The organism is Tunturiibacter gelidiferens, from assembly GCF_051013345.1.
GTDB classification, from domain to species: domain Bacteria; phylum Acidobacteriota; class Terriglobia; order Terriglobales; family Acidobacteriaceae; genus Edaphobacter; species Edaphobacter gelidiferens_A.
Genome location: NZ_CP132939.1, coordinates 280,708 through 307,504 on the forward strand (window position 1 = coordinate 280,708; position 26,797 = coordinate 307,504).

20 protein-coding genes and 2 pseudogenes are annotated in these 26,797 nt (G+C 54.4%); 13 read left to right on the forward strand and 9 right to left on the reverse strand.

The window, feature by feature from the left end:
- Nucleotides 1-295: 295 nt before the first annotated feature.
- Together RBB80_RS01380 and RBB80_RS01385 are read left to right on the forward strand one after the other, a co-directional pair.
- Nucleotides 296-799 (forward strand): annotated as a pseudogene (locus RBB80_RS01380) (diguanylate cyclase domain-containing protein); the annotation flags it as partial.
- Nucleotides 796-1,473 (forward strand): putative bifunctional diguanylate cyclase/phosphodiesterase, encoded by a 678-nt coding sequence (locus RBB80_RS01385; RefSeq protein ID WP_433966564.1) that lies wholly within the window; start codon nt 796-798, stop codon nt 1,471-1,473. The pseudogene RBB80_RS01380 and the gene RBB80_RS01385, both read left to right, overlap by 4 nt.
- A 99-nt stretch (nt 1,474-1,572) precedes the next feature.
- Here RBB80_RS01385 and RBB80_RS01390 read toward each other — a convergent pair whose 3' ends face one another.
- From RBB80_RS01390 to RBB80_RS01415, 6 genes are all read right to left on the reverse strand, one after another.
- Entirely contained in the window at nt 1,573-1,941 is a 369-nt protein-coding gene (locus RBB80_RS01390; RefSeq protein ID WP_433966565.1) for a hypothetical protein, read from the reverse strand.
- 587 nt (nt 1,942-2,528) lie between these two features.
- Complete coding sequence (locus RBB80_RS01395; RefSeq protein WP_433966566.1) at nt 2,529-3,614, reverse strand: IS110 family transposase; 1,086 nt, start codon at nt 3,612-3,614, stop codon at nt 2,529-2,531.
- Between the two features lie 228 nt (nt 3,615-3,842).
- Entirely contained in the window at nt 3,843-5,495 is a 1,653-nt protein-coding gene (locus RBB80_RS01400; protein WP_433966567.1) for an amidohydrolase, read from the reverse strand.
- A 329-nt stretch (nt 5,496-5,824) separates the two neighbouring features.
- Nucleotides 5,825-6,649: a class I SAM-dependent methyltransferase gene (locus RBB80_RS01405; protein ID WP_433966568.1), complete on the reverse strand. Its 825-nt coding sequence runs from the start codon at nt 6,647-6,649 to the stop codon at nt 5,825-5,827.
- A 293-nt stretch (nt 6,650-6,942) separates the two neighbouring features.
- Nucleotides 6,943-7,431, reverse strand: coding sequence for a hypothetical protein (locus RBB80_RS01410; RefSeq protein ID WP_433966569.1), 489 nt, complete (start codon nt 7,429-7,431; stop codon nt 6,943-6,945).
- 1,204 nt (nt 7,432-8,635) lie between these two features.
- A complete protein-coding gene (locus RBB80_RS01415; protein WP_433966570.1) occupies nt 8,636-11,950 on the reverse strand; it encodes a carboxypeptidase regulatory-like domain-containing protein in 3,315 nt (1,104 codons plus the stop codon).
- Nucleotides 11,951-12,244: 294 nt separating this feature from the next.
- On the opposite strand from RBB80_RS01415, the gene RBB80_RS01420 reads away from it, so the two are divergent.
- Nucleotides 12,245-12,478, forward strand: coding sequence for a hypothetical protein (locus RBB80_RS01420; protein WP_433966571.1), 234 nt, complete (start codon nt 12,245-12,247; stop codon nt 12,476-12,478).
- Here the strand turns inward: RBB80_RS01420 and RBB80_RS01425 are convergent.
- Nucleotides 12,468-12,635: a hypothetical protein gene (locus RBB80_RS01425; RefSeq protein WP_433966572.1), complete on the reverse strand. Its 168-nt coding sequence runs from the start codon at nt 12,633-12,635 to the stop codon at nt 12,468-12,470. The genes RBB80_RS01420 and RBB80_RS01425 overlap by 11 nt on opposite strands.
- On the opposite strand from RBB80_RS01425, the gene RBB80_RS01430 reads away from it, so the two are divergent.
- The 9 genes and pseudogenes from RBB80_RS01430 (at nt 12,635) to RBB80_RS01470 (ending at nt 23,131) form a co-directional block, all read left to right on the forward strand.
- Nucleotides 12,635-12,874, forward strand: coding sequence for a hypothetical protein (locus RBB80_RS01430; protein ID WP_433966573.1), 240 nt, complete (start codon nt 12,635-12,637; stop codon nt 12,872-12,874). The genes RBB80_RS01425 and RBB80_RS01430 overlap by 1 nt on opposite strands.
- A gap of 347 nt (nt 12,875-13,221) precedes the next feature.
- Nucleotides 13,222-14,553 carry a site-specific DNA-methyltransferase gene (locus tag RBB80_RS01435; protein WP_433966574.1) on the forward strand — a complete coding sequence of 444 codons (1,332 nt, stop codon included), beginning with the start codon at nt 13,222-13,224 and terminating at the stop codon, nt 14,551-14,553.
- Complete coding sequence (locus RBB80_RS01440; RefSeq protein ID WP_433966575.1) at nt 14,543-14,977, forward strand: DUF5681 domain-containing protein; 435 nt, start codon at nt 14,543-14,545, stop codon at nt 14,975-14,977. The genes RBB80_RS01435 and RBB80_RS01440 overlap by 11 nt, the downstream gene beginning before the upstream one ends.
- Nucleotides 14,974-15,987: a terminase large subunit domain-containing protein gene (locus RBB80_RS01445; RefSeq protein WP_433966576.1), complete on the forward strand. Its 1,014-nt coding sequence runs from the start codon at nt 14,974-14,976 to the stop codon at nt 15,985-15,987. The genes RBB80_RS01440 and RBB80_RS01445 overlap by 4 nt, the downstream gene beginning before the upstream one ends.
- Complete coding sequence (terL, locus tag RBB80_RS01450; protein WP_433966577.1) at nt 15,975-16,490, forward strand: phage terminase large subunit; 516 nt, start codon at nt 15,975-15,977, stop codon at nt 16,488-16,490. Before RBB80_RS01445 ends, terL begins: the two co-directional genes overlap by 13 nt.
- Before the next feature lie 91 nt (nt 16,491-16,581).
- Nucleotides 16,582-17,027: pseudogene (locus RBB80_RS01455) on the forward strand (DUF2924 domain-containing protein).
- Nucleotides 17,024-18,694 (forward strand): recombinase family protein, encoded by a 1,671-nt coding sequence (locus tag RBB80_RS01460; protein ID WP_433966578.1) that lies wholly within the window; start codon nt 17,024-17,026, stop codon nt 18,692-18,694. The pseudogene RBB80_RS01455 and the gene RBB80_RS01460 overlap by 4 nt, the downstream one beginning before the upstream one ends.
- 301 nt (nt 18,695-18,995) lie before the next feature.
- The gene (locus RBB80_RS01465; RefSeq protein ID WP_433966579.1) at nt 18,996-20,543 is read left to right on the forward strand and encodes an amidase; all 1,548 of its coding nucleotides are present in this window, start codon (nt 18,996-18,998) and stop codon (nt 20,541-20,543) included.
- A 488-nt stretch (nt 20,544-21,031) separates the two neighbouring features.
- Complete coding sequence (locus RBB80_RS01470) at nt 21,032-23,131, forward strand: AAA family ATPase (RefSeq protein WP_433966580.1); 2,100 nt, start codon at nt 21,032-21,034, stop codon at nt 23,129-23,131.
- 185 nt (nt 23,132-23,316) lie between these two features.
- Here the strand turns inward: RBB80_RS01470 and RBB80_RS01475 are convergent, their stop codons facing one another.
- Both RBB80_RS01475 and RBB80_RS01480 read right to left on the reverse strand, forming a co-directional pair.
- Nucleotides 23,317-24,276, reverse strand: coding sequence for an IS5 family transposase (locus RBB80_RS01475; protein WP_433966581.1), 960 nt, complete (start codon nt 24,274-24,276; stop codon nt 23,317-23,319).
- Nucleotides 24,277-24,343: 67 nt separating this feature from the next.
- On the reverse strand, nt 24,344-24,667 hold the full coding sequence (locus RBB80_RS01480) for a hypothetical protein (protein WP_433966582.1): 324 nt from the start codon (nt 24,665-24,667) through the stop codon (nt 24,344-24,346).
- Between the two features lie 259 nt (nt 24,668-24,926).
- On the opposite strand from RBB80_RS01480, the gene RBB80_RS01485 reads away from it, so the two are divergent.
- The gene (locus tag RBB80_RS01485) at nt 24,927-26,756 is read left to right on the forward strand and encodes an AIPR family protein (protein ID WP_433966583.1); all 1,830 of its coding nucleotides are present in this window, start codon (nt 24,927-24,929) and stop codon (nt 26,754-26,756) included.
- Nucleotides 26,757-26,797 lie beyond the last annotated feature (41 nt).

Genomic DNA, 26,797 nt, shown 5'->3' on the forward strand with positions numbered 1-26,797 from the left:
GACGATCCTAACGCTCGCGGGCTCGTTCCCAAAAGGGTACCATCGGCAACTCGAACGGGCGAAGTTTTCGACGCGACTATGCATAGTTTTGCAGACAAACTTTGTATACTCGGAGGTGCGAGGAACCATTCTCTGCGCAGCGGCAACTGTAGTTGGTGGAGGATGTTACGGGTGAAACATCATCGTGGACAAGATAATCAGCAAGCTTTGTACGACGATCTAACCGGGCTGCCAAATCGCAGATTACTTGTGCAACAGATGATCCGTGTTTTGACTTCGGCGAGAGAGGGGACACCGAGCTGCCGTTCTCTGTCTGGCGCTCGAACGATTTCAGCAGGCCGACGATGAACATGGACAAATGGTGAAAGACAAGTGTCTGAAACGGGTGGCAACGATGCTGACCCGGCGCTTGCGAGGAATGGATACAGTAGCCCGTACGGGAGAGGAAGAGTTCACGATCGTCCTGGGTGAAGTAGAAAGTGTGGGAGCTGCAGGCATTGTGGCGAAAGCTCTCATGGAGCTGTTCGCAATACCTTTGGAAGTTGAGGAGTGCCCGATTCTGCTTCGCGCAAGTATAGGGGGCGCTGTGTATCCGGACCATGGCGAGAAAGAGACACAGCTATGGCAGGACGCAGACGTCGCAATGCGCCGTGCCAAGGGTGATGGAGGTGGCCGGTATCTTTTGGCAACACAGGATACAAGTACGGACGTTATAGAGAACGTGGAGCTTGAGAACCAAATGCGTACCATACTGCAGGAGGGGGATTTTGCCTGCACTATCAGCTGCAATATCACATGAATGGTCAAATCCGTGGAGCCGAGGCGTTGGTGCGATGGCCGCATCCAACCCTAGGATATGTAAGTCCGGATCGTTTTATCCCACTGGCCGAGGCGAGTGGATTGATTCACCCTCTCGGAAAATTTGTGATCGAAGACGCTTGCCGACGATTAGTGCTCTGGAACAAGGCGGGGTTGACACCGGGTCGAATTGCAGTCAATGTATCGCCGCTGCAATTGATGCGCAGCGATTTTGCTGCAGAGGTGCAGCAAGCCATCCTGGAGTCGGGTATCGAAGCTGCGCAGCTGGAGATGGAGATCACGGAGAGAGTGGTCTTGAACTTTGACGAGATTGCCAAACGCATGACGGAGCTTGCTGCCATGGGGATTCGTTTTGCCGTCGATGATTTCGGCACAGGTTATGCCTCGCTGCAACATCTGCATCGATTGCCAATTTCAACGCTCAAGATTGACCGTTCCTTCATTCAGCGATTGTGCGAGTCGAGCCGCAGCTATCCGATTGTCAAGGCCATCATCGAGCTGGCGCATAGCCTCAAAATGCAAGTAATTGCAGAAGGGGTGGAAGACGAAGATCAATTGCTGCTTCTTCGGGAGCTGAAGTGCGATTGTATTCAAGGCTTTCTCTTGTCGCGGCCTCTACCTCCCGAAGATATAGAAGATCTCCTTCGCAACTAGAGGTGGAAGCTCCACTGCGCTGTGGCTTAGGCTGCGACCCACGCGTACAAATTTCTGTCTATATCTGAACAGTTCTGTTCTCTGAGTGCTTTTCGCGTGTCACTCGCGAGTCCCCGCACCACGCGCCCGGGAACTACGGTTGTTGGACCAGACCCAGGTGTCCCCGGACAGGATGCCTCCGCTCAGACTGTCTATATCCTTCCTTCGAATCTGGCCAGCCAAAAGGGACTTGACCACGCAGGCGAACCCACTGGCGTAGGTCTGGGCTGGATTCATATCCTGCCAATCGACTCCCCTCATATGTGGTCGAAAAGACCTCTGGAGGAAGGGTCGGCGGCTTGGACGTAGTCCCCGCGTCACAAATAGCAGCAGGCCGACCTTTGCAGCGGGTATCTCCGCATAGGACGCAGAGACGAGCGCCGGAGAAAAGCCGAGAAGTGCGAGGATTGAAACTAACGTGCGCTTCATGTGGGGAATTCTAGACCCGATCTTGGCTTGGGGCTGGCAATTCTTTCTTGACCTCACGGTCTGTACTGGCATACATACTTTGGCACTTCACTGGGAGAGTTGTCGGGAACAATCAGGCCGTCGATCCACTTCACGCGTGGCGGCTCAGTAGGGGGCCCCATCGGTAATGTTGGTGATCGAGAGTCAAGCAGACGTCCACGGGGAGAAAGATTACTTGAACGGCCCAGTCAGAAGGCACAGATTTACGATCAGCGCAGTCGCTCATTCATTCCTTCGGAATAGCGGCTTGCCGGCACGTTCTGCCCGGAAAGTCACGTTTCTATGAGCAGGTCACTGGCGTCAAGTGTTTTTTGTTTTTTCCTTCATAGCGTCATTGGTCTTTGCTGTTGTTTGTTGTGGTTGCTCCGCGTTGTTGTTCTCCACCGTGTTTCTATTCGCACTTTGAGTGAGCCGTTCGTGGCTCTGTGTCGGGTTGGGTCAGAAGGAGAAGTCGATGCTGCCAGTTTTCGGCCGGCCTTGTGAAGGCCCAACCCGACACGCAGTCATCGGGACGCGGGGTTTAGCAACAGGGCACATAATTCGGATACTCAGGCAGCTACTGCATAGAACGGGATGTACGGCTCTTGCGTGACCCAGATGCGATGAAGCAGTACTGCGAGCTTGCGAGCGACGGCGACGATGGCTCGATTCCGAGACTGCTTGCTTCCACGCGATGCCAGATGCAGGCCCCACTGCCGCAGGGTTGAGTCCCGTCCATGCGGCCCGAGCACATGGTTGGCGCACTCGACTAGCAGAGACCTGAGGTAGATATTGCCAGCCTTGGTGATGCCGAGTTGCGGGTCGTGGTCCCCGGACTGCCGGCGTCTCGGCCGCAGGCCGAGATAACAGCCCACATCGCGACTTCGCTCGAAGCGTTCCTTGCTGCCCAGCGTCAGAACGTACGTCAGTGCTGTGAGCTGGCCGACGCCATAGACTTTGATCAGCGCCTGCGTCTCCGGGTACTCCGTCTCCGTCAGCTGCTGGATCAGACGGTCATAGTGCTTGATCTTTACCGTCATGGTGGCGATCTGTTCGAGCACTGGGCCGAGTGCCAGAGCCAGACCTGGCGGCAGCACGGCCATGCACCGCTTGGCGAAGCACAAGGTGGAAGAGGCTGGTAGGCGATAGCCGCACGGCTTAGCCAACCCGCGCACCGAGTTCACCGCCGCCGTCCGCAGCCGAACGATCAGGTTGCGGGCACGGATCAAGGTCAGTGCTTCCTGCTGAGCGACCGTACGATGCGCAATCGGACGCAGGATCTTCGGATCGAGCCGCGCGTATCGAGCCAGCTTCTCCGCATCCACCTGATCGCTCTTCCGATCGCTGTGCGAGATCGCACGCAGTTCGCGCACGTTCGCAACGATCACTTCGTGACCCAGTTCCTGAAGCTGTTCGCTGATCCAGATCGAATGCGTCCCAGCTTCCATCGCGATCCGCACCGGAGGCAGATCGGTAAACCACTTCTCGACTCCCGATGGGCTGGTACGAAATCGGCCCCGGCCCACAACTTCTCCATCTTCGTTGAGCGTGCAGTAATGGCTCCAGACATCCCCAAGGTCGATCCCGATCGTCATCCCAACCCTGACTTGCCTGCGTGGAACTCCCGCGATGAGGTGTTGCGATGGCTTTTTCATGGCAATAGTCTCTCCGATCTAAGAGACCTGCTCATCCCATTTTTCGGAAAGGCGTCTCCGGGTCCACAGGACGTGGTCGGAGTCAGACGCTGGAGAGTAAGGTGCGGTTTGCCGACCATCCGGAAGTTGCGCTCAATTCAGTGTGTGACCACCCCGCAGCGGCGGGTATCTATCCGCAAAGCGCGCTAGCGCTGGGAACGTTTGCTTAGCTATACGCCTCTCGCCCGCTCAGCGCTGGTAGATCACCTTGCCGTCGAAGATGGTCATGTCGACCCTGGTCTTCTCGATCGCCTCTGGCGGGATTGTAAAGATGTCGTCGGAGAGCACTACCAGGTCTGCCAGCTTGCCCGGTTCGATGGATCCCTTGACCGTCTCCTGGTGTTCGGCAAATGCGGATCCCATTGTGTAGGCGTGCACTGCCTGCGCAACGGTGATGCGCTGCTCGGGAATCCAGCCGTTTGGGTTCTTGCCGTCGAGGGTGCGGCGAGTGGTGGCGGCATAGATGCCCATCACGGGATCCAATGGCGCGACGGGCCAGTCGGAACCGAAGGCGAGTGTTGCACCGGCATCCAGCAGGGATTTCCATGCATAGCTCGACTTGATACGCTGCGGGCCAAGGATGGTTTCAGCCCACCGTCCGTCGTCGATTGCGTGGTAGGGCTGCATGGAAACGATCACGCCAAGCTTTGCGAAGCGCGCGTAGTCCTCCGGATGAAGGTGCTGCGCGTGCTCGATGCGGGGGCGGCGATCGGCAGGGCCATTGTCTTTTTCCAGGCGGCCGTAGAGATCGAGTATGGTGCGGTTGGCGCGATCGCCGATGGCGTGGATCGTAAGCTGGAGTCCGGCCTTGTCGGCCTGGCGCATCGATTCGTAGAAATGCTCGACGTCGAGAAGATCGGGGCTGGCGAGGCCGCTCTTCGCCGGATTGTTCGTGAACGGCTCATCCATCCAGGCAGTTTCAGAACCAAGGGCGCCATCGGCGAAGGCTTTCAGGTTGCCAATGCGGAGATAAGGACTGCCAAAAGGCGCGACGATGCCGGCGTCGGCCAGAGTCTTCCAATCGCGGACGGGAAAAGCCTCGTAGATGCGGACAGTCAACTTGCCAGCGCGCTCGATCTTCTGAAACTCGCGAAAATTGTCCGGCTGGCCGCGGTCTTCAGAGCTGTCGGCCATGTTCTGCACGCTGGTTACGCCGTGAGCTGCCGCTTCGCGCATGGCTTCTTCCATGGCCTGGGCCTCCTCTTCGGGAGACAGCGGAGGCATGATGCGCTGGACGAGAGCGATGGCAGCGTCTTTGAGAATGCCGGTCGGGTTGCCGTCCTTGTCGCGCTCGATTTCTCCGCCCGGCACGTCCTTCGTGTTTCGGTCGATGCCGGCGAGCTTCATGGCCTGTGCATTCACGAGGGCCATGTGTCCGTCGAGCCGCCACAAGAATGCAGGATGATCGCCGGAGACATCGTCAATCAACTGGTGGTCGGGCAGAACGGGCGGATTCCAGCGTTGATGATCCCAAAGGCCATTGCGAAGCCACGCACCTTTGGGCAGGGTTCTGGCGAATTGAGCGATGCGATCCTTGAACTCGGCCTGGCTGTTGGCTGCGCCAAGATGCACGGTGATCAGCGAACCGCCGCCGATGAGGAAATGCACGTGGGAGTCGTTGAAGCCGGGCAGGAGAAGGCGGCCGCCGAGATCGATGATGCGGGTGTCGGGGCCGGCGAGTTTTCTAATCGCTTCGTTATTGCCGACCGCGAGGATCCTGGAACCATCGAGCGCCACTGCCTGGGCGGTGGGCTGCGCCGGATTTTCGGTCCATAGCTTGGCGTTGACGAAGATCAGGCTCGCCTCCGTAGCCGACGCGCTGCAGCAGCAGGCGCCGAGCACAACAATGAGCGAGCATACCCAGGAAAGCTTCATTGCAACTCCCTTCAAACTGAGGCACGATTGTCCGCGATCACGGGAGAATCGCGGGAAGACAGGGAACATTTCAGGTTTGTACAACTCTATCAGCGAGCGGGCATTGTCGAGTTCCGCGCGCGGGTCGGTTCTAGTATCCCTCGGTCGATCCCGAGTAACGGGCAAACCTGAAGTTATCCATTCAATATTTTGGGGCCGGCTGCCAACTGCCGCGGTTTCCAGTTGTCACGGTAGGGACTATACGCCCACACTGACACATAGCGCGGCATTCAGTATCTGCGACACATTTCATGCAATCACGGAGTGGGATCGTGTCGTGGCTCCTTACTCGCAACGTACAGATACCTCAGCAGACGCTTTTCGCTCGTCAAGATATATACACAGGAGAGGAACCGTTGCAGTCCCTCGAAGTTAGTATTGCCTTCGGCTGCGACCAGTTCCTCTTTCCTTTTCTCCCGTGCGTGATACCACTGCTTCGCGATGCGAGCCGCGCTCTCGGTTGTGTCTTTTGCGCGGATGTGGCGAAACTCCGCTCGCTCCATGAGCCGTTCATTCTCTCCGGGCGGGCTGTACACGTAAAAGCCGATCGAGCTACGCGTAGCGATCTCTTCGTGGGAAACCATTCCGCCAATTACCAGAGCGTCACTGAATAGCATCCGTCCGCCGGGATTTAGTACGCGAAACATCTCAACCAACACCTCGGGGCGTCCTGAAAGATGGCACAGAACGTCATTCGAGAACACAGCATCAAAGGTGTTGTCGTCGAAAGGTAGATTCTTCGAGGCGTCACACTGTTCAAAACGTACCTGGGAAGCGAGACCTCTTGCCAGCGCAAGCTGGTTCGCATTGCGAACTCCCGGTTCATTAATATCCAGCCCTATGAGCCGGCAGCCCACTTTTTCTGCAAGGTGCAACGCGTATCCCCCCGAACCGCACCCCAGTTCCAGCACAAACGAATCGGATCTCAGACCCAGCAGTTGGGGGATTGCATTAGATTCTTCCGTTGTAACCCAGCTTGTTTGCCCAAAATCCTCGCCGTAGGTCTCGATGCGCACCTGGCGGTAGGTAGCCGACTCATAATTTCCATACGCACTATCGTAGAGATCTACTTTCCGTGACATGTTAGAGATCCTCCTCGCCTAGGCTCTACCGGTGGGGATTAGCTAACCCGGACCCAGATTAGCAACCTGCTTGGGTGTTTTCCAAGAAACACCCACCGAACAGTGTGGACACAAGACTTTCCGGATTTCTGGGTTCTGGGCGGATAACGGGCAAACCGCACCTTACTCTCGTCAGTGTAGGCTGCTGCAGCCGTGCCGGCGTTTGTCTTGACCTAATCCGCCTCCTTGCTGGCTGTGCAGAATCGTCTACCGCCGAGCAAAGAGAAGAAACACTAATGGCGAGCAGTGAAAACCTACTTACATTGCTCCTTCAATTGCGTACTACCGAAGCTACCACCGTGGTTGACCGTTTCAAGCGTCTTCTGCTGCTGTGCAGATGACACCACACAGGTGGCGGTTCTCATAGAGTCGCTAACAATCTCGGGATTAATCCTGTCGTGTGTCATTGGCCCAAAGCCATACCCTCCGTCGAACTGTGTGCCGAAGACCTGTGGCTGCCAGATAGAGAGCAGATACCGATCTAGCGTAGCTGCGGAAAGCCACCGGGCCTCTTTGCTGCCCTGCGCAACGGCGTCCATGGCGAGCACGTGAGCCAATAAGTAATCGTCGGGATTCTGGCCGTGCTGGAAGATCATCGCAGCATGGTAATAGTCATTACCTGTCCGAACCTCACCAGCAGCCAGTAGGTGCCGTAGGTCTTTTCTTCGTTGCTCGTCGTCTTTCGACAACTTGACCCAGTCAATATGATCTCCTTCCCGCGCTTTTTGATCGACGGTGTACATCTCTGTCAATGCTGCATTGTCCGAGACAGAGGAAGCAGAGCCGCTGGACAGATTGGCTTGGCCCGATAGTTTCGGCGCAAGCAGAACAAAGAGCAGAACGAATGAAAGGCGCATAACCCGGCCAGCATAGCACGACATCGTAGGTCGGGAACTGCTGCCTGCTCACATTAGCCTTTGCCGGGAGTTCAGAAGAACGCAGGGCATAACGGACGTCTGGTATTCAGGCGACTAGTAGCGTGAAGTCGGCTTGTGGCAAGATTTCTCGCGTCCGTCACATGGTCCCCCGAGCGCAAGGTGCGGATTGCCGACAAACCGGAAGTTACATTGGCTCAGAATATCGGTTCATGACAAATCGTCGAGTCACTCAGCGAGACCTTACGGGGACTATCCACAATTTCGAGTCAGAGGCAACGACGCTTCAGCCCGAATTGTTGACCAGGCAAATTAGGATCACTAGACTCAACTGATCTAAATCGGGAGGCGGTCCATTCACACACGTGCCAGTACTGATCGGAGCGGGCATCCCGTTGTTCGGTCCGGTGCCGCGCGACATCAGTCTTCGCCACGTAGCTACGCGCTGCTTTAACGGTGGCCTGGTGCAGAGCGAATACGATTTTGACGCCGAGCGGGGCACTCGGGCCCGGAAGACGGGTAAAACATCCAGGCGGTAGAACTACGCCCGGTCTGATCCCACCTCGCTCCACCGACAAGAACTCTCTGGCTGCACGACTACAACTTCCACCGACCGAACGCTAGCCTCAATTCTGGCAGCATCAACTTCTCCTTCTGACCCCAACCGACACAGAGCCACGAGCGGCTCACCAAAGTGCGAATAGAAACACGGTGGAGAACAATATGCGGACCAACTACAACAGACCAACAAGAGAGACTAAACCGCTAGGAAAGAAACAGAAAACCCTTTGACGTGAATGACCTGCTCATAGAAACCAGACTTTTCTGGAGCGTTTGGGATGTTGACAAACACAAGCGCGTTTATTGTTACTTTCGATCCCGGGCACGTCACAGATTGGCGGCATCAAGAATAAGTCCGTCCCGCCCTGGATGAGGGAGGACGGACTTTTTGCATCAGTTGGTCGGGGTTAGAAGATTACCTTTAGCGCGCCTTGTATCTGCCGGGCACCCGTTGTGCCATCGTTCTGACCAACTTCTGATTGAGACACGCCAAAGGTCGGTGATGCAATGCTCAGGGAGCTAGCAGCAGGCGCAAGGAGGTTGGGATGGTTAAAGACGTTGTAGCTTTCGGCGCGGAACACCAGTTTGAGTTGCTCATGCAGGGTCTGGGTTTTTGGAAGACGACATCCGTGTCGACGAAGCCAGGGCCATAGAATTTGTTGCGATGGATGGACACACTCTGGTCATAGGGGGCGTTTCCAAATGCATTGACGGATGGTCCGGTAATCTTTCCTCCTGCCGCGACGATGGTTCCGCGACCTGAGGGGTAGGGAGCGCCAATGAGCTGAGGGCGGTTAGTGAGGCCGGTATGCAGGTTATCGACCGTACCCCGGATATCGAAGGGCAGACCGCTCTGCACTTGTTGAATGCCCGAGATTTGAATGCCTTCCAAGACGTGGCCGAGCAAACCACTATTCAGGTGCGCGCCGCCTATGCCGACAGGAAGATTGTAGCTGGCACCCACAGTCCCGCGGTGACGGACGTCGAAGTCAGAGTTCCCGTACTCGGGCCCGAGATCGAAGCTGTTGCGCGGAAGGCCGGAGCCGCCGGCGCCCGGTACGAGCGGGTCGGAACCGTTATCTAGTGAATGCGCGTAGGTATAACTTCCGGTGAGAGTAAGACCGCCTAGTTGTCCCTGGACCTTAGCCTGTAGTGCGTTGTAATTGCTGCTGACGATTGAGGTCTGAAAGAGTTCGTGGAGAAAGGCTGTGTTGTTGACCGCGGGATTGAATTTAGTTCCATTGCCGTCATTGCCGCCTAGATAGAGCGCGTTGAACGTCAGGGCCGACGGCAGTACACCAGCGGCGATATAGGCTTGCACGAGATTCTGTTGTGGGGGAGCGCCATCGATTTCGCGCAGGCCGTGGGTGCCGTGGTTGCCGACATAGTCCATCTCAAGGGTCATTCGCTGGTTGAGCTGGTGCTGGATGCCAATGTTGTAGCTCTGGCTGGTCGGTATTTTGAGGTTAGGATCAATCACCACTGGCTCGAGGTAGGATCCATTGGTGATATCTGCGGACGGTATCAGATTACCCGGACTTTGGATGTTAGACACCGTGGGGCTGGTTGAAGGGTTGTTGGGATCGAAGGGGAAGTTGGTAAGGTTAGCCTGGAAGGGTGGATTGGACTTTGCGTTTCCGAAGAGGTTGTCGAAGATGCGGTCATGGAAGATGCCGTATCCGCCGCGGATTGCTGTCTTGCCATCCCCATTGAGATCGTACGAAAAGCCCAGCCGGGGTTCGAACAGCTTCCAACTATCTGCATAGAGCTGTTTTCCGGTCCCAGGGCCCACAGGAGTGAAGCTGAAAAAGCCTGATGCCGGAAGCGGAGCGGAGGCGTCGCCGTAGAAATTAGAGAAGTTGCTGTTCTCTTCATAAGGAACTCCGTTGAAGGCGTAGCGGAGGCCCAGAATCGCAGTAAAACGGGGATTCACCTTCCAAGTGTCCTGCGCGAAGAGGTCCCACTCATGTTGGCGGAAGCGGGTGAGATCAGTGCCACGTCGAGTGCCGTTGGCCGTGAAGAACTGGTTCTCGGTGGTCTCCGCGACGGCGCCTTGAGCGCCCCAGATAAGATCCTGAAAAGATAGGACGCTGGGCGAATTGGGGTTTCCGGCGAAGGCGTAGGCGGATGCGCCGTAGTCGGTAAAGTTATTAAGTGAGAGCAGATTGCGAGAGGAAAAATTATCGAAGCTGGTGTCCTTGACGCTGCGGTATTCGCCACCGAACTTCAGCGAATGAGCACCCTTGGTGACCGAGTAGGTATCCGAAAAAAGCAGCGTAGAGCTGAGGCGAGCCTGCGCGTTACTGTCGCCCAGGTCATAACAGCCAAAAGCGTTGCCATTAAAGAAGTAAGGGACACTGATATCTCTGCCGTTGCCGAAACTGTCGACGCCGAGCAACGAGTCAAAACCTGCATGATTGCAAAAGAAACCAGCTTGGTTCTGGTTATACCCGGCGCGGAATACATTGGCGGTGTTGGCGGAGAGGGCAGACGCAATGGACACCACGCCATTGTGGTTTGTGCCGATCACGGCCGTGTTGCCATATCCCGGCAAGCTCTCATCGTGGAAGGGGTCATTTTCGTTCGAGTGGCCGTAGATGTAGCGCACCGTAAGCTGGTGTTTATCGGTTAGCTTTTGATCGAAGCGGCCGGTGAGGGTGTAGGAGTTGAGCGCGTCGGGAGACGCAAAAAAGTACGTAGTGCTGACGCCATCGCCGTTATCCGCCTGTCCGACAGGAGCGATCGCGAAGATCTTTGCAATGGTGGGATCCTGTGGCAAACCGGAGAGATTATTGGGGTTGCCGACCGGATTTGTGAGATTCACGGGCGTCTGACTCTCATCCGTGGGATCAATGTAGGTGAACCGTCCTGTTTTGAATGCGGCGGTCGGGGTAACTGTGCTCTCCGTGCGTGTGGTTCTGAAACGCTGGACTTCGCCGTTCAAGAAGAAGAAGGTGCGATCCTTCCAGAGTGGCCCACCGACCGAGGCGCCAAAATCGTTACGGACATAAGGGTCCTGCTTGCCGTTCGCCTTGGTGTTGAAGAAATCGCGGGCGCCCAACGCATTATAGCGGCCAAACTCATAGGCGTCCCCGTGAAAGCTATTGGTGCCTCCGCGTGTGATCACATCGATAATGGCGCCGGTGTTTCGTCCAAACTCCGCGTCGAAGTTGTTGGTAATCACACGAAACTCCTGCGCCGAGTCTGGATTTGCAGAAGATACGCCTCCCAGACCACCCGGAACTGAGGTGTCGTTGTTGTCGGCTCCATCGAGCGTGAAGTTGTTATTCCGGTCGCGCTGGCCGTTGACCGAAACTCCACCGTCGTTATTTGTGGCGCTGACAACGCCCGGCGACAGGAGAACCAATTGGTAAGGATCGCGCAAAATAAGAGGGAGATCGTTGATCTGCTTTGAATCGATGACAGTTGAAAGCTGGAAGCTGTCTGTCTCGACCGAAGCGGAAGAGACGTCCCGAACATCGATGACAGCCGTCGTACCAGAGATCGCCAGCGTGAAATTAACTGGAAGGGTTGCGGCCACACTGAGGGTGACATCTTTTTTGATCTGCTCCTGAAAGCCTGTCGCGGTCGCAGAAAGGCTATAGACAGAGGGCGGTAGTGCGCCGAAGTTATAGATACCGGCGGAGGTCGAGGTAACCGTACGCGTGAAGCCAGTGGAAGCGGAAGTTGCGGTAATTTTCGCATTGGCTATGACAGCGCCTGCGGGGTCGAATATCTGACCTGTAATACTTCCGGTTTGTGCAACTCCCGTACCAACCATCACCGCGAACGCTAGAAGAGCAATGAGCAGAGTCTTAAAACGCAAGGTAAAACTCCTTACAAAGAGATTGCAGACATTTGAGGGACCGTCCGAGGATGGCCACCCCATCTTGCACCGCACCTGGGCGATGGTTGTCCTCATGCTGTCATTCGATTGTCATTTGTTTGTTGCGTTTGCACAGAAAGTGACGGCGCCAGTACAAGCGAAACGCAAGAAAAAAGATTCGGCATTCCGTAGGCGAAAGTATTCATCGAATCGAAACTTTTGTTTGCACTTTTCGTCTTCACTCCTAATGAGATTGGGCCCCTCGAGGCACACACCTCCCCAGAGGAAACAAGAATGACTCACGGTTTTAAGCGGTTCGCGATTACGCTGATGCTTCTTATAGCGCTCAGCTTTACCTTCGAGCGCCAGGCCCATGCGTATGTCGATCCCGGCTCAGGTCTGCTCCTGTTTCAAGGCATCAGCGCGGCGATCTCGGGAGCTCTCTTCTACTTCGGCCGCCGCCTCAAGAACCTCTTCGTCAAAGCTCAACCAAAGTCGGAGCCCGGAACAACACCGTTCAGCTCCTAGTGAAATAGTCCAGACGCTCCTTCGGCTTACGTTGGTTTGTAATTTCCGCAAACACCGCGATGCCCTCATCGTTCAAATCGACGTACCGCGACTCTCCATTTTTGCTCTTCGCGACGTAGGCGGTTCCCTGCCCCTCATCGAAGGACTCAACATTCATTGCCGCCCAAAATGATTATTTTTCTGGACGCGAATGTCGAAGCGAAGAGGTTGAAACTAGCATCCAGCCTCGGGATTGCCGTTGTTGTTGAAAAGAACGGTAACTTTGTACTGGTGAACAGTGACGTAGGCTTGCCCTTGAGTCATTTATTTGAGGCAAGCGGATCAACATCATTGGAGCCAAGAATCGTAGAAAATGAAGACGTCGTGGACATTGCTCTTAGTAATGTTGGCTCATAAGCGAAACTTGTTCGATTGAATAGGTGTTCGCGAATCATCCACTCTGGGAATCTAAGAGCTCAAGCAAATCAAGGATGCATTCCCGCATCTATGGTCCGGTCCATGACTGCAAGTGAAGCGTGATCGATAAATCAAGTCAGAACCGGCTGCGATGGCACCCTTATTATGCAGCTGGTTCTTGCCCGTTTGGCCAAGGCAAATGACGACGTCAGGCGTGACCAGGCAGCCGTGCGCCTGGCGCAAACACTGTACTAGTGGAAGTCGGTCACTACCAAGGATAACAATTTGTTATCAAAAGAAATTGTCTCTTGACAGCCACAGTAATGTGATCTCAGGAGGTACCTATTATGTCCGAGTCACCGACAACAGAACCGCTAGAACTTCAAGTAGTCTACCGCTCGATCAAGACGCTGTCCCCATTTGCGAGTAACGCGCGGACCCATAGTCGGTCCCAGATTCGAAAGTTACGAGACAGCATTCGAAGCTTTGGGTTCGTCAATCCAGTGTTGATCAACCAAGCGGGAACGATCATTGCCGGTCACGGAAGAGTTGAGGCAGCTAAGGTCCTCGGCATGGCAGAAGTACCAACCATCTGCCTTGAAAAGCTCTCCCCGGATCAAATCAGAGCATATGTCATTGCTGACAATCGGCTTGCTGAAGACGCAGGCTGGGATGAGCAAATCCTGAAAATCGAGCTTCAACATCTAGTCGCCCTCCCAGACCTTGACGTCTCAATAACTGGTTTTGAAGTGACGGAGATCGATCTGATCATAGGTCCCGCGTCCGTCGAAGAAGACGCCGACGACGAAGTTCCTGAAGAGTCTGGCAAGATCATCTCGCAGGCCGGTGACCTCTGGTGTTTAGGGGATCACCGAATCTATTGTGGCGATGCGCGAATGAAATCTTCCTTTTCGACCCTCATGGGAGATAAACGCGCAAACATAGTCTTCACAGACCCACCGTTCAACGTCTGCATCTCTGGCCACGTCAGTGGAAACGGAAAGATCGAGCATCCAGAATTCGCAATGGCGTCGGGAGAGATGAGCGAGCCGGAATTTACCCAGTTTTTGACAACATGTCTCGGACATCTCGGCAAATGGAGTACCGATGGCTCCGTCCACTTCGTAGCGATGGATTGGCGCCACATGACAGAGCTGTTGTCAGCCGGGAGACAAGCCTACGACTCCTTATTGAACCTGTGTGTCTGGAACAAGAACAACGGAGGTATGGGCAGTTTCTACCGATCACAGCATGAACTGATCTTCGTCTTCAAATCGGGCAAGGAGCCATACCGAAACAATATTCAGTTGGGGAAGTTTGGTCGTAACCGAACCAACTCCTGGAACTACCCTGGCGCCAACACTCTCTCCCGTACCGGCGAAGAAGGAAACGTACTCGCAATGCACCCCACCGTGAAGCCCATAGCGCTGGTCGCTGATGCACTCCTCGACTGCTCAGCCAGAGGAGAGATCGTTCTCGATTCCTTCCTCGGGGCTGGGAGTACCCTGCTTGCTGCCGAGCGTGTAGGCCGGGTCTGCTATGGGATGGAGATCGAGGGCAGGTACATTGACCTAACCATTCGACGGTGGCAGCAGCTTACAGGAGAGCGAGCCTACAAATCTGGCACTGGTGTCACCTTTGATGAGCATGTTTTTGAGGAGGTGTCTCGTGGCCGATGAAGAGTATGAAGTAGGTTTCGGAAAGCCACCTAAGAGCACTCAGTTCGCAAAGGGAAAGTCCGGAAACCCTAATGGTCGACCGAAGGGGTCGAAGAACCTAGCTACCCTTTTCAGAGAAATAGGTCAGGAGCAGGTGACTGTCACCGAAGGCGGCCGCAAACGGACCATGAATAAAGCCCATGCAGTCATGGTTCAGCTGACAAACAAAGCAGTCTCCGGAGAACGGTGGGCAATACAAAGCTACCTACAAACAGACAGAATTTACAGCCTGGCAGAGCCTACAGAAGAGATTCCGCGAGAGCTCACTCAAAGGAACAAAGAGGTCATGGACGGATTTATCAAACGGATGAAACTGATGAGTAAAGCAGTGCAAGATGAGTCGTTACCCACGTCCCCAGCGAACGAAGAAGAGGAAACCAAATGAGCGCAACCGTGGCAATCAGCGATTTTGATTTTGTAATGCAGCATAGCCTGATGGCTTTCACGGAATACACTTTTCGCGAACTCTTCCCACAGACTCCGTTTTCAGACAGTCCCCACCTTTCCATCCTTGCTGCCAAGCTTGAAGAGTGCGCCTCCGGCAAATGCAAACGGTTGATTATCTGTCTCCCGCCTCGCTCGCTAAAATCGATTATGACCAGTGTCGCCTTCCCGGCATGGCTGCTTGGAAAGCGGCCGCACCTGCAACTCATATGTGCCAGCTACGGACAAAGCCTCGCAGATAAACATGCTCGAGACACGCGCACAATCATGTCGAGTGCGGACTACCGACGCGCCTTTCCCACCAGGCTCTCTCCCCAAAAGTTGGCTGTAGACGACTTTCACACGACGCAGGGCGGCTTCCGGATGGCGACCTCTGTTGGCGGTGTGCTGACGGGACGAGGGGCGGACTTTATCATCGTCGATGACCCGATCAAGCCAGGAGACACCTTTTCGGAGACACTCCGTAAGTACGTCAACGATTGGTACGACAATACGCTGGTGAGCCGTCTCAATAACAAACAGGACGGGGTGATCATCGTCGTTATGCAGAGACTGCATCAGGACGATTTGGTCGGGCACTTGCTTGAGGTGGGCGAATGGGACGTGCTCCGCTTCCCTGCCATCGCCGAAGAGGACGAAGTCCATGTTGCTCAAACTGCGTTCGGCGAGTTTCGTTTTGAAAGGAAGGCCGGGGAGGTACTCGACGCGGGAAGAGAGAATCTTAAAACCATCGAGAAGATAAAACATGAGCTGGGTGATTATCTCTTCCAAAGCCAGTACCAACAAAACCCCGTCCCTGTGGGTGGCGCCATCATAAAGACCGCGTGGCTTCGGTATTACGTTCCAGAAGAACGTCCAGGCAGATTCTCTTCAAAAATCCAGAGTTGGGACACTGCGAGTAAGAGCGGAGAGTTTAACGACTACAGTGTCTGTACTACGTGGGGGTATTGAACGAGCAGCACTATCTCTTGGATGTCTTTCGTTGTCGCTTGGAATATCCCGATTTGAGACGCGCTGTGAAGGAGCAGTACGTGAAGCATTCTCCCAATGCAGTTGTGATCGAAGATAAGGGCTCCGGTATCCAACTTTTACAGGATCTGCGAGCCGATGGGGTTTTTGCTTTAAAGGCCTACTGTCCACCGCCTGGCAACGATAAGGCGATGCGGTTGTTTGCTCAGTCTGCAGCCTTTGAGAATGGCTGCGTATGGCTTCCAAAACAGGCGCCGTGGCTGGCTGACTATGTTCGCGAGCTAACCACATTTCCGGGACGAAATATGACGACCAGGTCGATTCGACGACACAGGCTCTCAACTACCTACGCAACAACAATAGCGCTGATATTTGGGCGCGCCTGGGGCGAATGGGAGCTTAATCCGCCTACTTTGTGGCGCGAGTTGTTGAGACAGCCGGGAAGTCGACAGAGGCCCCTTCAGCCCGCCTCACGAACCAAATAAAGAAATAATCTGAGGTCGATCAGAGACAGTTTCGACTTGACTGTTCGCCTGATTGGAGCGGGAATGGGACTGCCGCAGAGAGGGCGGCCCCATGGACGAAGCAACATCACAGGATGCTCTATTGATTCGTAGCCTGCCAAAGCTTCCTAAAACGCGGTTGGTAGAGCTATGGAAGGACAACTTTGGTAAGGAGCCGGGTAGGGTTCGTCCCGAACTCATGCTGCCCATTCTCGCGTACAGGATCCAGGAAAGAGCCTATGGTGGTCTGTCCCCGAAAGCTAGTGCGAGGTCGCAGGTCATTGCGACCTCGCTAAGACCGCAGAGCCGTTCTCGGGATGAAGCGCGTCGGCGCTTCAAGTCGGGGACCAAGCTCGTGCGGGAATGGAGGGAAAGACCCACGAGGTCACACTAAACGATGAGGGTTATCACTACCTGGGAAAGATCTACAAGAGTCTCTCTCCGATCGCATGTGAGATCACTGGGACACGCTGGTCTGGGCCAGCCTTCTTCGGCACGAAGAAGGTGAAGGCTTCGTGACCTCGGCTAAAACTCAAATTCGTTGTGCGATCTACACCCGAAAGTCTTCCGAGGAGGGGCTCGAACAGTCTTTCAACTCCCTCCATGCCCAGCGCGAAGCCTGCGAAGCTTACATCCTAAGCCAGCGGCATGAGGGGTGGCGGCTTCTCGCAAATCAATATGACGATGGCGGTTTCTCCGGTGGCAACATGGAACGTCCCGGACTCAAGAAGCTGATCGCCGATATCGCCTCCGGCAAGGTCGACACCGTAGTTGTCTACAAAGTAGACCGCCTCACTCGCGCACTATCCGACTTTGCGAAGATAGTGGATACCTTCGATAAGCAGGGCGTCAGCTTCGTCTCTGTTACCCAACAATTTAACACGACAACCTCCATGGGTCGACTTACTCTCAATGTGCTGCTCTCTTTCGCACAGTTCGAGCGTGAGGTCACGGGCGAAAGGATTAGAGACAAAGTCGCCGCCTCGAAGAAGAAGGGCATGTGGATGGGAGGCCATGTGCCCAAGGGATACGACAGGGTGGAGGGAAAACTCATCGTCAACACCGAGGAGGCGGGGGCTGTCCGTAATATCTTCCTCACATATCTTGAGTGTGGATGTGTGCGGAAATTAGCTGAACGTCTGAAACACTCTGGTATTCGCAGCAAGAGATGGACTAGCTCCACAGGACGTCAACGCGGGGGTGTGACCCTCTCACGTGGCTCCCTCTATCACACGCTCAACAATCCGATCTATATCGGAAAAATTGCTCATCAGGGGAAACTTCACGACGGGCAACATGAGCCAATTTTAGATTTGCAAATATGGAATAAAGTCGCAGCAATGTTGAAGGACAACCGCGCTGCTCGGCGAACCCAGGGCAACATCCCGTCGGGCCGTCTATTGCATGGGAAATTATTGACTTCGGATGGCCAAAGCTATACCCCAACTCACGCAGCGAAGAACGGACGACGCTACTTTTACTACATCCTCACCGGCTCCAGCCGCGGTCCATCGGCGCACACAATCAAACGCCTGCCTGCAGATGAATTGGAGGGTCGTGTTCTCTTCTCAATCGGTGCTTTCCTTGAAGACTCTCCGCGGCTTGCAGCGCATTTCACTACGCTAGACATTCGGGAACTGCGCTTGTTGACGTCGGCGGCAAAGCATCGCTCTGCTCAACTCTCAGAGATCACGCACGCAAACGTACGGGACACAGTCTCCCGGATCGTTAAGAGAATAGTTGTCGATAGTAATGAACTGTGCATCTTCCTGAGCCAAGCGGAGCTCTGCAAAGATTTGCTCGGCGAGGTGCGTTCAGGAGATTCATCGACCGAGATCCAACTGCATGAACCGATATCGTTCGCACGGCGTGGCAGCGCCGTCAAATTAATCCTGTCAAACGGAGAGTGCAAGAGCGACGCCCCGATCGCTTCGCTCGTGCGCGCGGTCGTCCAGGCGAGGACATGGTCAGAATGGATAGTCTCCGGGAAGGTAGGGAACCTAGAGCAACTTGCGGCGAAGGCCGGTCTCAACAAACGGTACGCCTCTCGGATTCTCCGATTAGCGGCATTGTCTCCGGCCCTCTACGAAGCCATTCTTTCTGGAAATCACTCACCCCTGCTTAGCGTATTCCTTTTAACAAAAGATCTTTCCTTGGAGTGGAATGAACAACATCTCGCAGGATAGGACCAACGCACGGTAAACCCTAGGCATCGCGAAACCCACAAAGGTGGCGCATCTCTCTCTTCGATCCGCTGCTGGTTTGATTCAAGAATGTCTCACCATCTTCTATCCCAGAACTGGCCTACCATCCGTGAGAACCCTTCACTCGCCAGAGGGTATTAGGGTCTTGGCTGCCTGGTCTTCTAGGCGCAGCTGACTTGGTGGCAAGATGATTTCGATCTTTCCCAGTCAAACGTCATGGATAAGCCCAGAGATTCGTGAGGAGTGATCTAGCATGCCGTGTTTGAAGGTGAGAACATACGACATGACTTCAACTTTGCTCACCCTTCTGCTGACGGTTTCGTGTGCTGCACAGACCTTAGCTCCAAACGGCTCCTCAAATGAAGCGTCCAGCGCTGAGATGGCGACCGAGGCAGCAACTGCGCGAGTAAGGACATTAGATCCGAAGATTCATGCGGTGCTCGCGCTCGACCCGACGGCGCTTGAGCAGGCTAGAGCAATCGACCGGCAGAGAAAGGCGCGGGGGCTGCTTTACGGACGCGTGATTCTGTTGAAGGACAACATCGAAACGGATGGGCCGCTACCCACAACCGCGGGGAGCATGGCGCTCCTCGGCAACGTAACGCATCGCGATGCGCCTCTGGTTACTCGCCTTCGCAGGGCGGATGCGGTGATTCTCGGTAAGACAAATTTGTCTGAGTGGGCAAATATTCGTTCAAATGCTTCGATCTCAGGTTGGAGCGGGGTGGGTGGCCAGACGCACAATCCGTATGCTCTAGACCGGAATCCTTGTGGCTCCTCCTCGGGCAGCGCGGCCGCGGTGGCCGCGGGCGAAGTTGATGCTGCTATCGGCACTGAAACTGATGGATCGATCACCTGCCCGGCGGCGGTGAACGGCGTGGTGGGATTGAAACCTACGGTTGGTCTCGTCAGTCGCACTCGGATCATTCCTATTAGTCATAGTCAGGACACCGCCGGGCCGATTGCTGTCGATGTTACAACCGCGGCGCGAGTGCTCAGCGCAATTGCCGGGACAGACACCGCGGACTCGGCAACGAAAGACGCCGATGCGCACGTTGCCGACTATTTGGCAGCGCTAAAGCCCGATGCTCTAAAGGGTGCGCGGATTGGTGTGCTGCGTTTCGCGACAGGCTGGTCTGTGAAGACCGACGAGGTGTTTGAACAGGCGCTGACGGTGCTGAAGAAGCAGGGCGCGACGCTGGTCGATGTTACTGAACTCAAGGACAAGGACAAGATCGGCGAAGCGGAGACGTTGGTACTCCAAACTGAGCTCAAGGCGGATCTGAACGTTTATCTCGCAACAACCCCCGAGACGGTGAAGACGCGGTCGCTTGCTGACGTGATCGCATTTAACACAACTCACGCCCAACGCGAACTCGCGCTCTTCGGTCAGGAAACCTTCATTAAGTCCGAGGCAACAAAGGGGCTGGACGATCCAGCCTACAAAGCTGCACGCGCGTTATCTCTTAGGATTGCCGGACACGATGGGATCGATGCGATGCTTGCAGCAAACCACCTGGATTCGCTGGTGTTCCCGACCATGCCACCAGCGTGGAAGATAGACGTTGCGAACGGGGATCAGATCAACGGTGGAGGTGCGGGGGGACTCGCTGCTGTGGCGGGCTATCCGCACTTGACCGTGCCCATGGGCGCGGTGCTAGGACTTCCGGTAGGCTTATCCTTCATTGGTCCAGCGTGGAGCGAAGCGCGACTGCTCGGATACGGCTACGCGTATGAGCAAGCAGCGAAGGCAAAGATTTTGCCGAATTTCATTCCAGCGATCGAGGAAGAAAAGCCGAGCGCTCCGTTGCTGGAACCACTGGAGCGCTAACAGAACGTTGTATTCCTCTGCTCTTTGACCGCAAGGAGCTAGCAATGGATTGTGCGTCTTTTTAGCCGAGAAGAAGTCTGCAAAGACCTTCTCGGGAAGGCGCGTTCAGGCGATCCTTCCGCCGAGATCCAACTGTATGAACCATATCGATCGCACGTCGCGGCAGAGCCGATTACTTTGTCCATCCTTAAGAAAGATCTCCCCCTAGGATGGAAGACGCAGCGGTTTTGGTGCGATGACGCCACTTTCCGCCGACCGTAGTGCGAGCCAAACGCACCGTCTAAAAAGGGTCCTATCTATATTAGAAAGCGCCTAAATGATCGATTTAGAACCCTATTTCGACAAGTAAAAACAGCACAAAAGATATCCGATTAGGCTAGAACCTATTTAGATGGCCTTTTGTTTGCGGTAAGTTACACGATTGTGGAGTGTCATTTCGGCGTCGGTTGCAATAGACTCGAGGAACAACAGCGGAGATCTACAAAAAAATGGGTATGCAGCTTAAGTCTTTTAGAGTGAAGAATTTCAGGTCTGTGGATGACAGTGGCGTAATCGAAACCGACGGAGTCACCGCCCTTATCGGAATCAACGAATCAGGCAAATCAAATTTGCTTTTACCACTCTGGAAGTTGAACCCTGCAAAAGATGGCGAGATCAAACCAACCGCTGATTATCCGCGCAAGTCTTACAACGACTTTCGGGGCATGGAACCGAAACCGATCTTCATCGAAGCCATATTTACGAGCGACAAAGATTTGGCCCAACGTCTCGCTACGTTGTGCCAGTCAGACCCCGCCGATTTCGAAGAAATCCATATTCAGAAGAGCTTCTCGAACAAAACGTACGTGTCGTTTCCGAAAGCTCCGACGTACCGTACGGTAAGACGCGAACGGCTTGTCGCTGTTTTGTCTGCGGCAGCTACTGAGATCAATGCGATCACTCCGATGAAAGTGGAAGAGGAAGTGGCAGCCCGGATCAAAGCGACCGTTACCAAAGCTTCCAGCGGTTTATCGCCCAAAGAAAACGTCGCTATGGACGATTTAGCCAACCTGATCGCGCTTCTACCGACGATTGAAGGAACAGCAAAAACTAGTTCAATAGCTCCGCGCTATGCTCAACTGCAAGCAGAGATCGAGGCCTTCAGAATTGAGCTATCCGCCCCTCTTCCCAACGACGTTCAAGAAGCCAGAAACCTCGCTTATGCTGAGATGCCATCGTTTGTTTACTACACAAACTATGGGAATCTAGACTCTGAGATATATCTCCCTCACGTAATCGAAAACATGAAACGTGCCGAACTAGGAGCAAAGGAGCAAGCAAAAGTTCGCACGTTGAAAGTTTTGTTCGAATTTGTTGGCTTGAAACCGGAAGAGATTTTGGAACTCGGTTTAGATTTTCAAGCTCCAGCAGGTAAGGACCGAGAGCCAACGGAACAAGAAATCGCGGAAATTGCTGAAAAGAAGAAAGAGCGCAGCATTCTGCTCCAGTCTGCGTCTACAAAGCTGACGCAGGAGTTCCGCTCGTGGTGGAAGCAAGGTGAATATCGTTTTCGTTTTGAGGCTGACGGCGATCACTTCCGCATTTGGGTTTCCGACGACAAGCGGCCCGAGGAAGTTGAATTAGAAGGGCGCAGCACCGGTCTCCAGTGGTTCTTGAGTTTTTATCTTGTCTTCCTAGTTGAAAGTCGCGACACACATGCCGGAGCTATCCTGTTGCTCGACGAGCCTGGAACATCGCTTCATCCTCTAGCTCAGAAGGACCTTTCGGCGTTTTTCGATGGCCTTTCTGAGAGCAATCAACTTGTGTATACAACACACTCGCCTTTTCTAATTGACTCTGACCGACTGGACCGAGCGCGGAAAGTTTATGTTGCGGCCGATGGGACCACCAAAGCCACACCAGATCTCAGGGAATCAGAAGGGGATGACAAGGCACAACGTGCTTCGGGGTACGCAGTCTACGCTGCGCTAGGCCTAACTGTCGCCGAAAGCCTGCTCCTAGGCTGCACCGTTGTCATCGTCGAAGGAACATCGGACCAGATGTATCTCAGTGCGATAAAAAACATCCTGATAGGCCAAGGAAAAATCACGCCACATAAAGAGGTGGTCTTCCCACCAGCTGGCGGAGCAAAAGGTGTGAAGGTCGTCGCGAGTATTCTCAGTAGCCGTGACGAGGCCTTGCCCGTGGCACTATTCGACAGCGATGCGACGGGGAAGGTCACGGCACAGCAGCTGATGTCCTCGCTGTACGTCGATGCAAAAGATCGCGTGTTCGAAGTGGCTACATTCACTGGTTTAGATGGATCAGAAATCGAAGACCTGATTCCCGGTGAAGTGTTGGCGCAGGTCATTGATCGGTGGCAGCGTGGCCCCGAGGTAGGTTTCGCTGACTCATATAAAGCGGGAACACCAATAGTGCCGCAGATAGAAGCATGGGCGAAGGCCAACAAGATAGAGCTAAATGCACCGGGTTGGAAGGTGGAAGTCGCGAAACGGACAAAACAGGCGCTCCTCGGAAAGAACGCAAAACCCATAGCTACGGAGTATATGAAAAACTGGGAAGCTTTGTTCGCCACTTTGCTCAAGTGAACGAAACTCTGCTGGTCGCTGGATATGACGTTTACACCTAGGGAGCCCCTGCGCAGGTGTTTGATTGGACGGCGGCGGCGAACGGAGCTTGATGTTGCGGGGTTTTCGATTGGTGATGTCGGAAGTGGTTGGTTCTCGATTTGATTTGAAGTGTTGGAGCGGCCGTTTTCTGGCCTCCAGACGCACTACGCCCCGAGCGGGGCCAGGCGTTTGCGATGCAGGTAGAGATTGATCAGGGCGAAGTTCGCGCAGAGCCGGTGATGGTTCTTCGCGATGCCACGATAGCGTACCCTGTCGAAGCCGAAGACGCGTTTCAGGATGCGGAACACATGTTCTACTTTCGCTCTTACTTTCGACTTCGTGGTGTTCTTTCGTTTCGCTTCTTCGTCCACATAGTTTTTGAACTTCGTCCTGCGGCAGGTCATGTCCTGCGCGTGTGGCGCGGCCTCCTGGATCGCCTCTGTCTGGCCCTGATAGCCACCGTCACCCCACACCTTGCGCTCTTCGCCGTGTAGCAGGTCGGGCAGCATGTGCTTGTCGGCCACCGAGGCCGCGGACGTGCAGACCGAATGCACCACGCCCTCTTTGCTGTCCACCCCGATATGCGCCTTCAGACCGAAGTACCACTGGTTCCCCTTCCTGGTCTGATGCATCTCCGGGTCACGCTCGCCGGACTTGTTCTTGGTGGAGCAAGGCGCGTGGATGATGGTCGCATCCACGATCGTGCCCGTCGCAATGCGGATGCCCCTGGCCTCCAGATGCACGTTCACAGCCTCCAGCATCAGACCACCCAGATCGTGCTTCTCCAGCAGATGGCGGAAGCGGCAGATGGTCGTCTCGTCTGGCGGCGGAGCAACGCCGAGATCCACGCCCACGAACCGGCGCAGCGCGGCAGATTCGTACAACGCCTCTTCCACCCCGGGATCCGACAGGTTGAACCATTGCTGAACAAAGTACGTCCGCAGCATGATCCCCAGCCCCACCGGACGGCGCCCGTTCCCCGCCTTCGCGTAGTGAGGATCGACTAGCGATTGCAGGCCTGACCACGGAACTACCTGCTCCATCTCGTCCAGAAACAACTCCCGCCGACTCTTCCGCCCGTACCTCTCAAACACAGCCTGCGACGCCAAACTCTGCTGCTTCACCGTCCTTCACCCCTGGCAACAGTATTAATCAATCAGGCCGCAAACGGAGAACTTGCGCAGAGATTCCCTAGGCCGTCTTCCGCTTCGACGCAGCCTTAGCCGCAGGTTTCACGAGGCCAATTCCCTTCTTCGCTTCGGGCTTTGCGCTGGCGACGGGCTTCTTCGTAGCCTTCCCCACCTGGGCTTCGTCACTGCCGATGCTCTTACGCAGCGCATCCATCAGGTTCACGACGTTGCCGCGCGAAGGCTGTGCACCTTCGTCCTTCGGCACGGGCAGATGTTTCAGCTTTGCATCGACCAATTCCTCCACCGCGACTTCGTACCCGTCTTCAAACTTCGACAGATCGAGCTCCGTTGACCGTTGCCCCTGCAATCGAGAAATTGGGAGCAATCTTCAAATACTGAGCAGGAAAGTTGAGCTTGGGTTCGGGCAACTTGTCGAGGCGCTCTATGTGGTCTGTCGAGAGAGGCAGACCATCGCCGACGGATTCCAATTGAGTTTGTCGAAGCTGCTTCGAGGGCTGTGAATAGGAGATACCTGTCCATCCGCGCGATAGTCTCCGCCGAGGGAGCCTTATGATGTGCTTTGGCTCCCCGAACTCGTGCGTATGTTCTAATTTCAACTTAGAGAGTGAGTCACGAAGACACAGATGAAGCCAGAAACCAAGATGAAAGAGCAGTTTAAGGACCGTCTTCTGATTTGGACAGAAGCAACCCTTGGAACCAAATTTGACAATCTGAATCAATTCCAGCGATCTCGTCAGATGATCATGTTCTTTGTTCAAGAAGTTCTCGGCAAGCTCGACCCTGGCATTGTCCCTGATGACGAGGGAGAACTCGAGAGCAGCATCATTGATGGCTCTGGTGACGGGGGCGCCGATCTTTTGTATCGGACGGATGACGGACAAGTCCTAATTATTCAGGCTAAGTATCGGGGTAAGGATGCTACGGAGTCTCCGGAATCTGTTGGACGAGTTTGTGACATTCTCGAGCGCCTGTATCTTGCCATGGAAGGCAAGCAAGAAAGTCTACACAAGGATTTGCTTGAGTTGGCTAGTCAGATCAACTGGGAAGAAGACATCTTCAATGTCTACTTTATAACGTCGGCCAAGACCGGTGATGCGGTGAAGGACCGCGTCAAGCAGGGTCTGGTTCACATACCTGATCTTCCCGATCTCAAGGACCGCAGTTTTCTTCATTACCTTGATCAATCTCTACTCAATCAAGCTCTTAGAGATGCAATTTCTTCTGCTGACTTCTCTGAACGCCCCATCATTATCCCGATGATTCCGGATTCAGATGACAAACCTTGGTGCCATTTCGAAGGCGATGACCGAGAGATCTACGTCGGCGAAGTCAACGGGGCAGTCCTTGCACAGCTGCTGCAAACACACAAGTCCAGTCTCTTTACTATGAACATCCGAGATTACGTTGGCGACACAAAGACGAATAAGCAAATCATTGATACGGCTTTGAAAGACCCGCTGAATTTCGAGTATTTCAATAACGGCGTAACGGCGGTGGCTGGCAAGATATCGCCCGATAGCAAAGCGGGGACCCTCACTTGTGAACGGATGTCCATAATCAATGGCGCACAGACCGTAAAGTCCCTGCTTGTGGCCGTGAACCGGCCCGGAGAGAAGCATCACAAACCAGTCAGTTCGGTCAGGGTACTTTTGCGGCTAATGTCCTTCGAATATCCGGCCGAAGTTCCATTCGTAGCTGAAGTAACAAAGTACAACAATACCCAAAATGCTGTGAAGATCGCGGACTTCAGGAGTAATGACGAAGTTCAAAAGGATATGGCGCGGCGGTTCGATAGCGTCAATCTCCTCGGTCGCAAGTACGAGTATAAGAATAAGCGCAGCCGTAAGGACAGAAATACTATTGCGATCACATTGGAAGAGCTTACGAAGGCCCTATACGCGTTCCAATTTGGCCCAGACGACATGTGGGGCGGGACAAGCAAGCTCTTCGACGTCTCTTCAACTGGCCTATACACCAAGATCTTTGAGTCTCCTGATAGTCCGTTGACAGAATCTGACTTCAGCCTAAAAGCGGGTACCTTTCTCGCGTGCGACAAAGTGAAGAACTTCTGGGAGACTCATAGAAAGACGCACCGTTCGAAGCAATTGACCATGCACCCGGCTTTAGAGAGAAAAGGTTTGGTCTATTACGCTGTCGGGGAGTTAGAGCGTCAAACCTACGCCAAGCAAAGCTGGAGCCTGGATCAGGATCTGAGTAAATTAGCGAAACCAAACACGTGGCTTGCCACAGAAAACACACCGCCCCAGATGGCTCTTCTAAAAGCTTTCGAAATCGCTTCAAGGGTCTTGATCCAACAGTATGACGCCAAGAAGAGAAACGACCTCAGCTTCAAACACCGCAACTGGTTCCGAAATCCAGAGACTCTTCGGGCAATCAACGAAGGCTTGGAGCTCGCCCTCGAGTTTGGCCTCCCACCTCGCCTATGGCCTTGATCACCAAGTCATCGAGCGATTATTACGAGTTTGGCATTGTT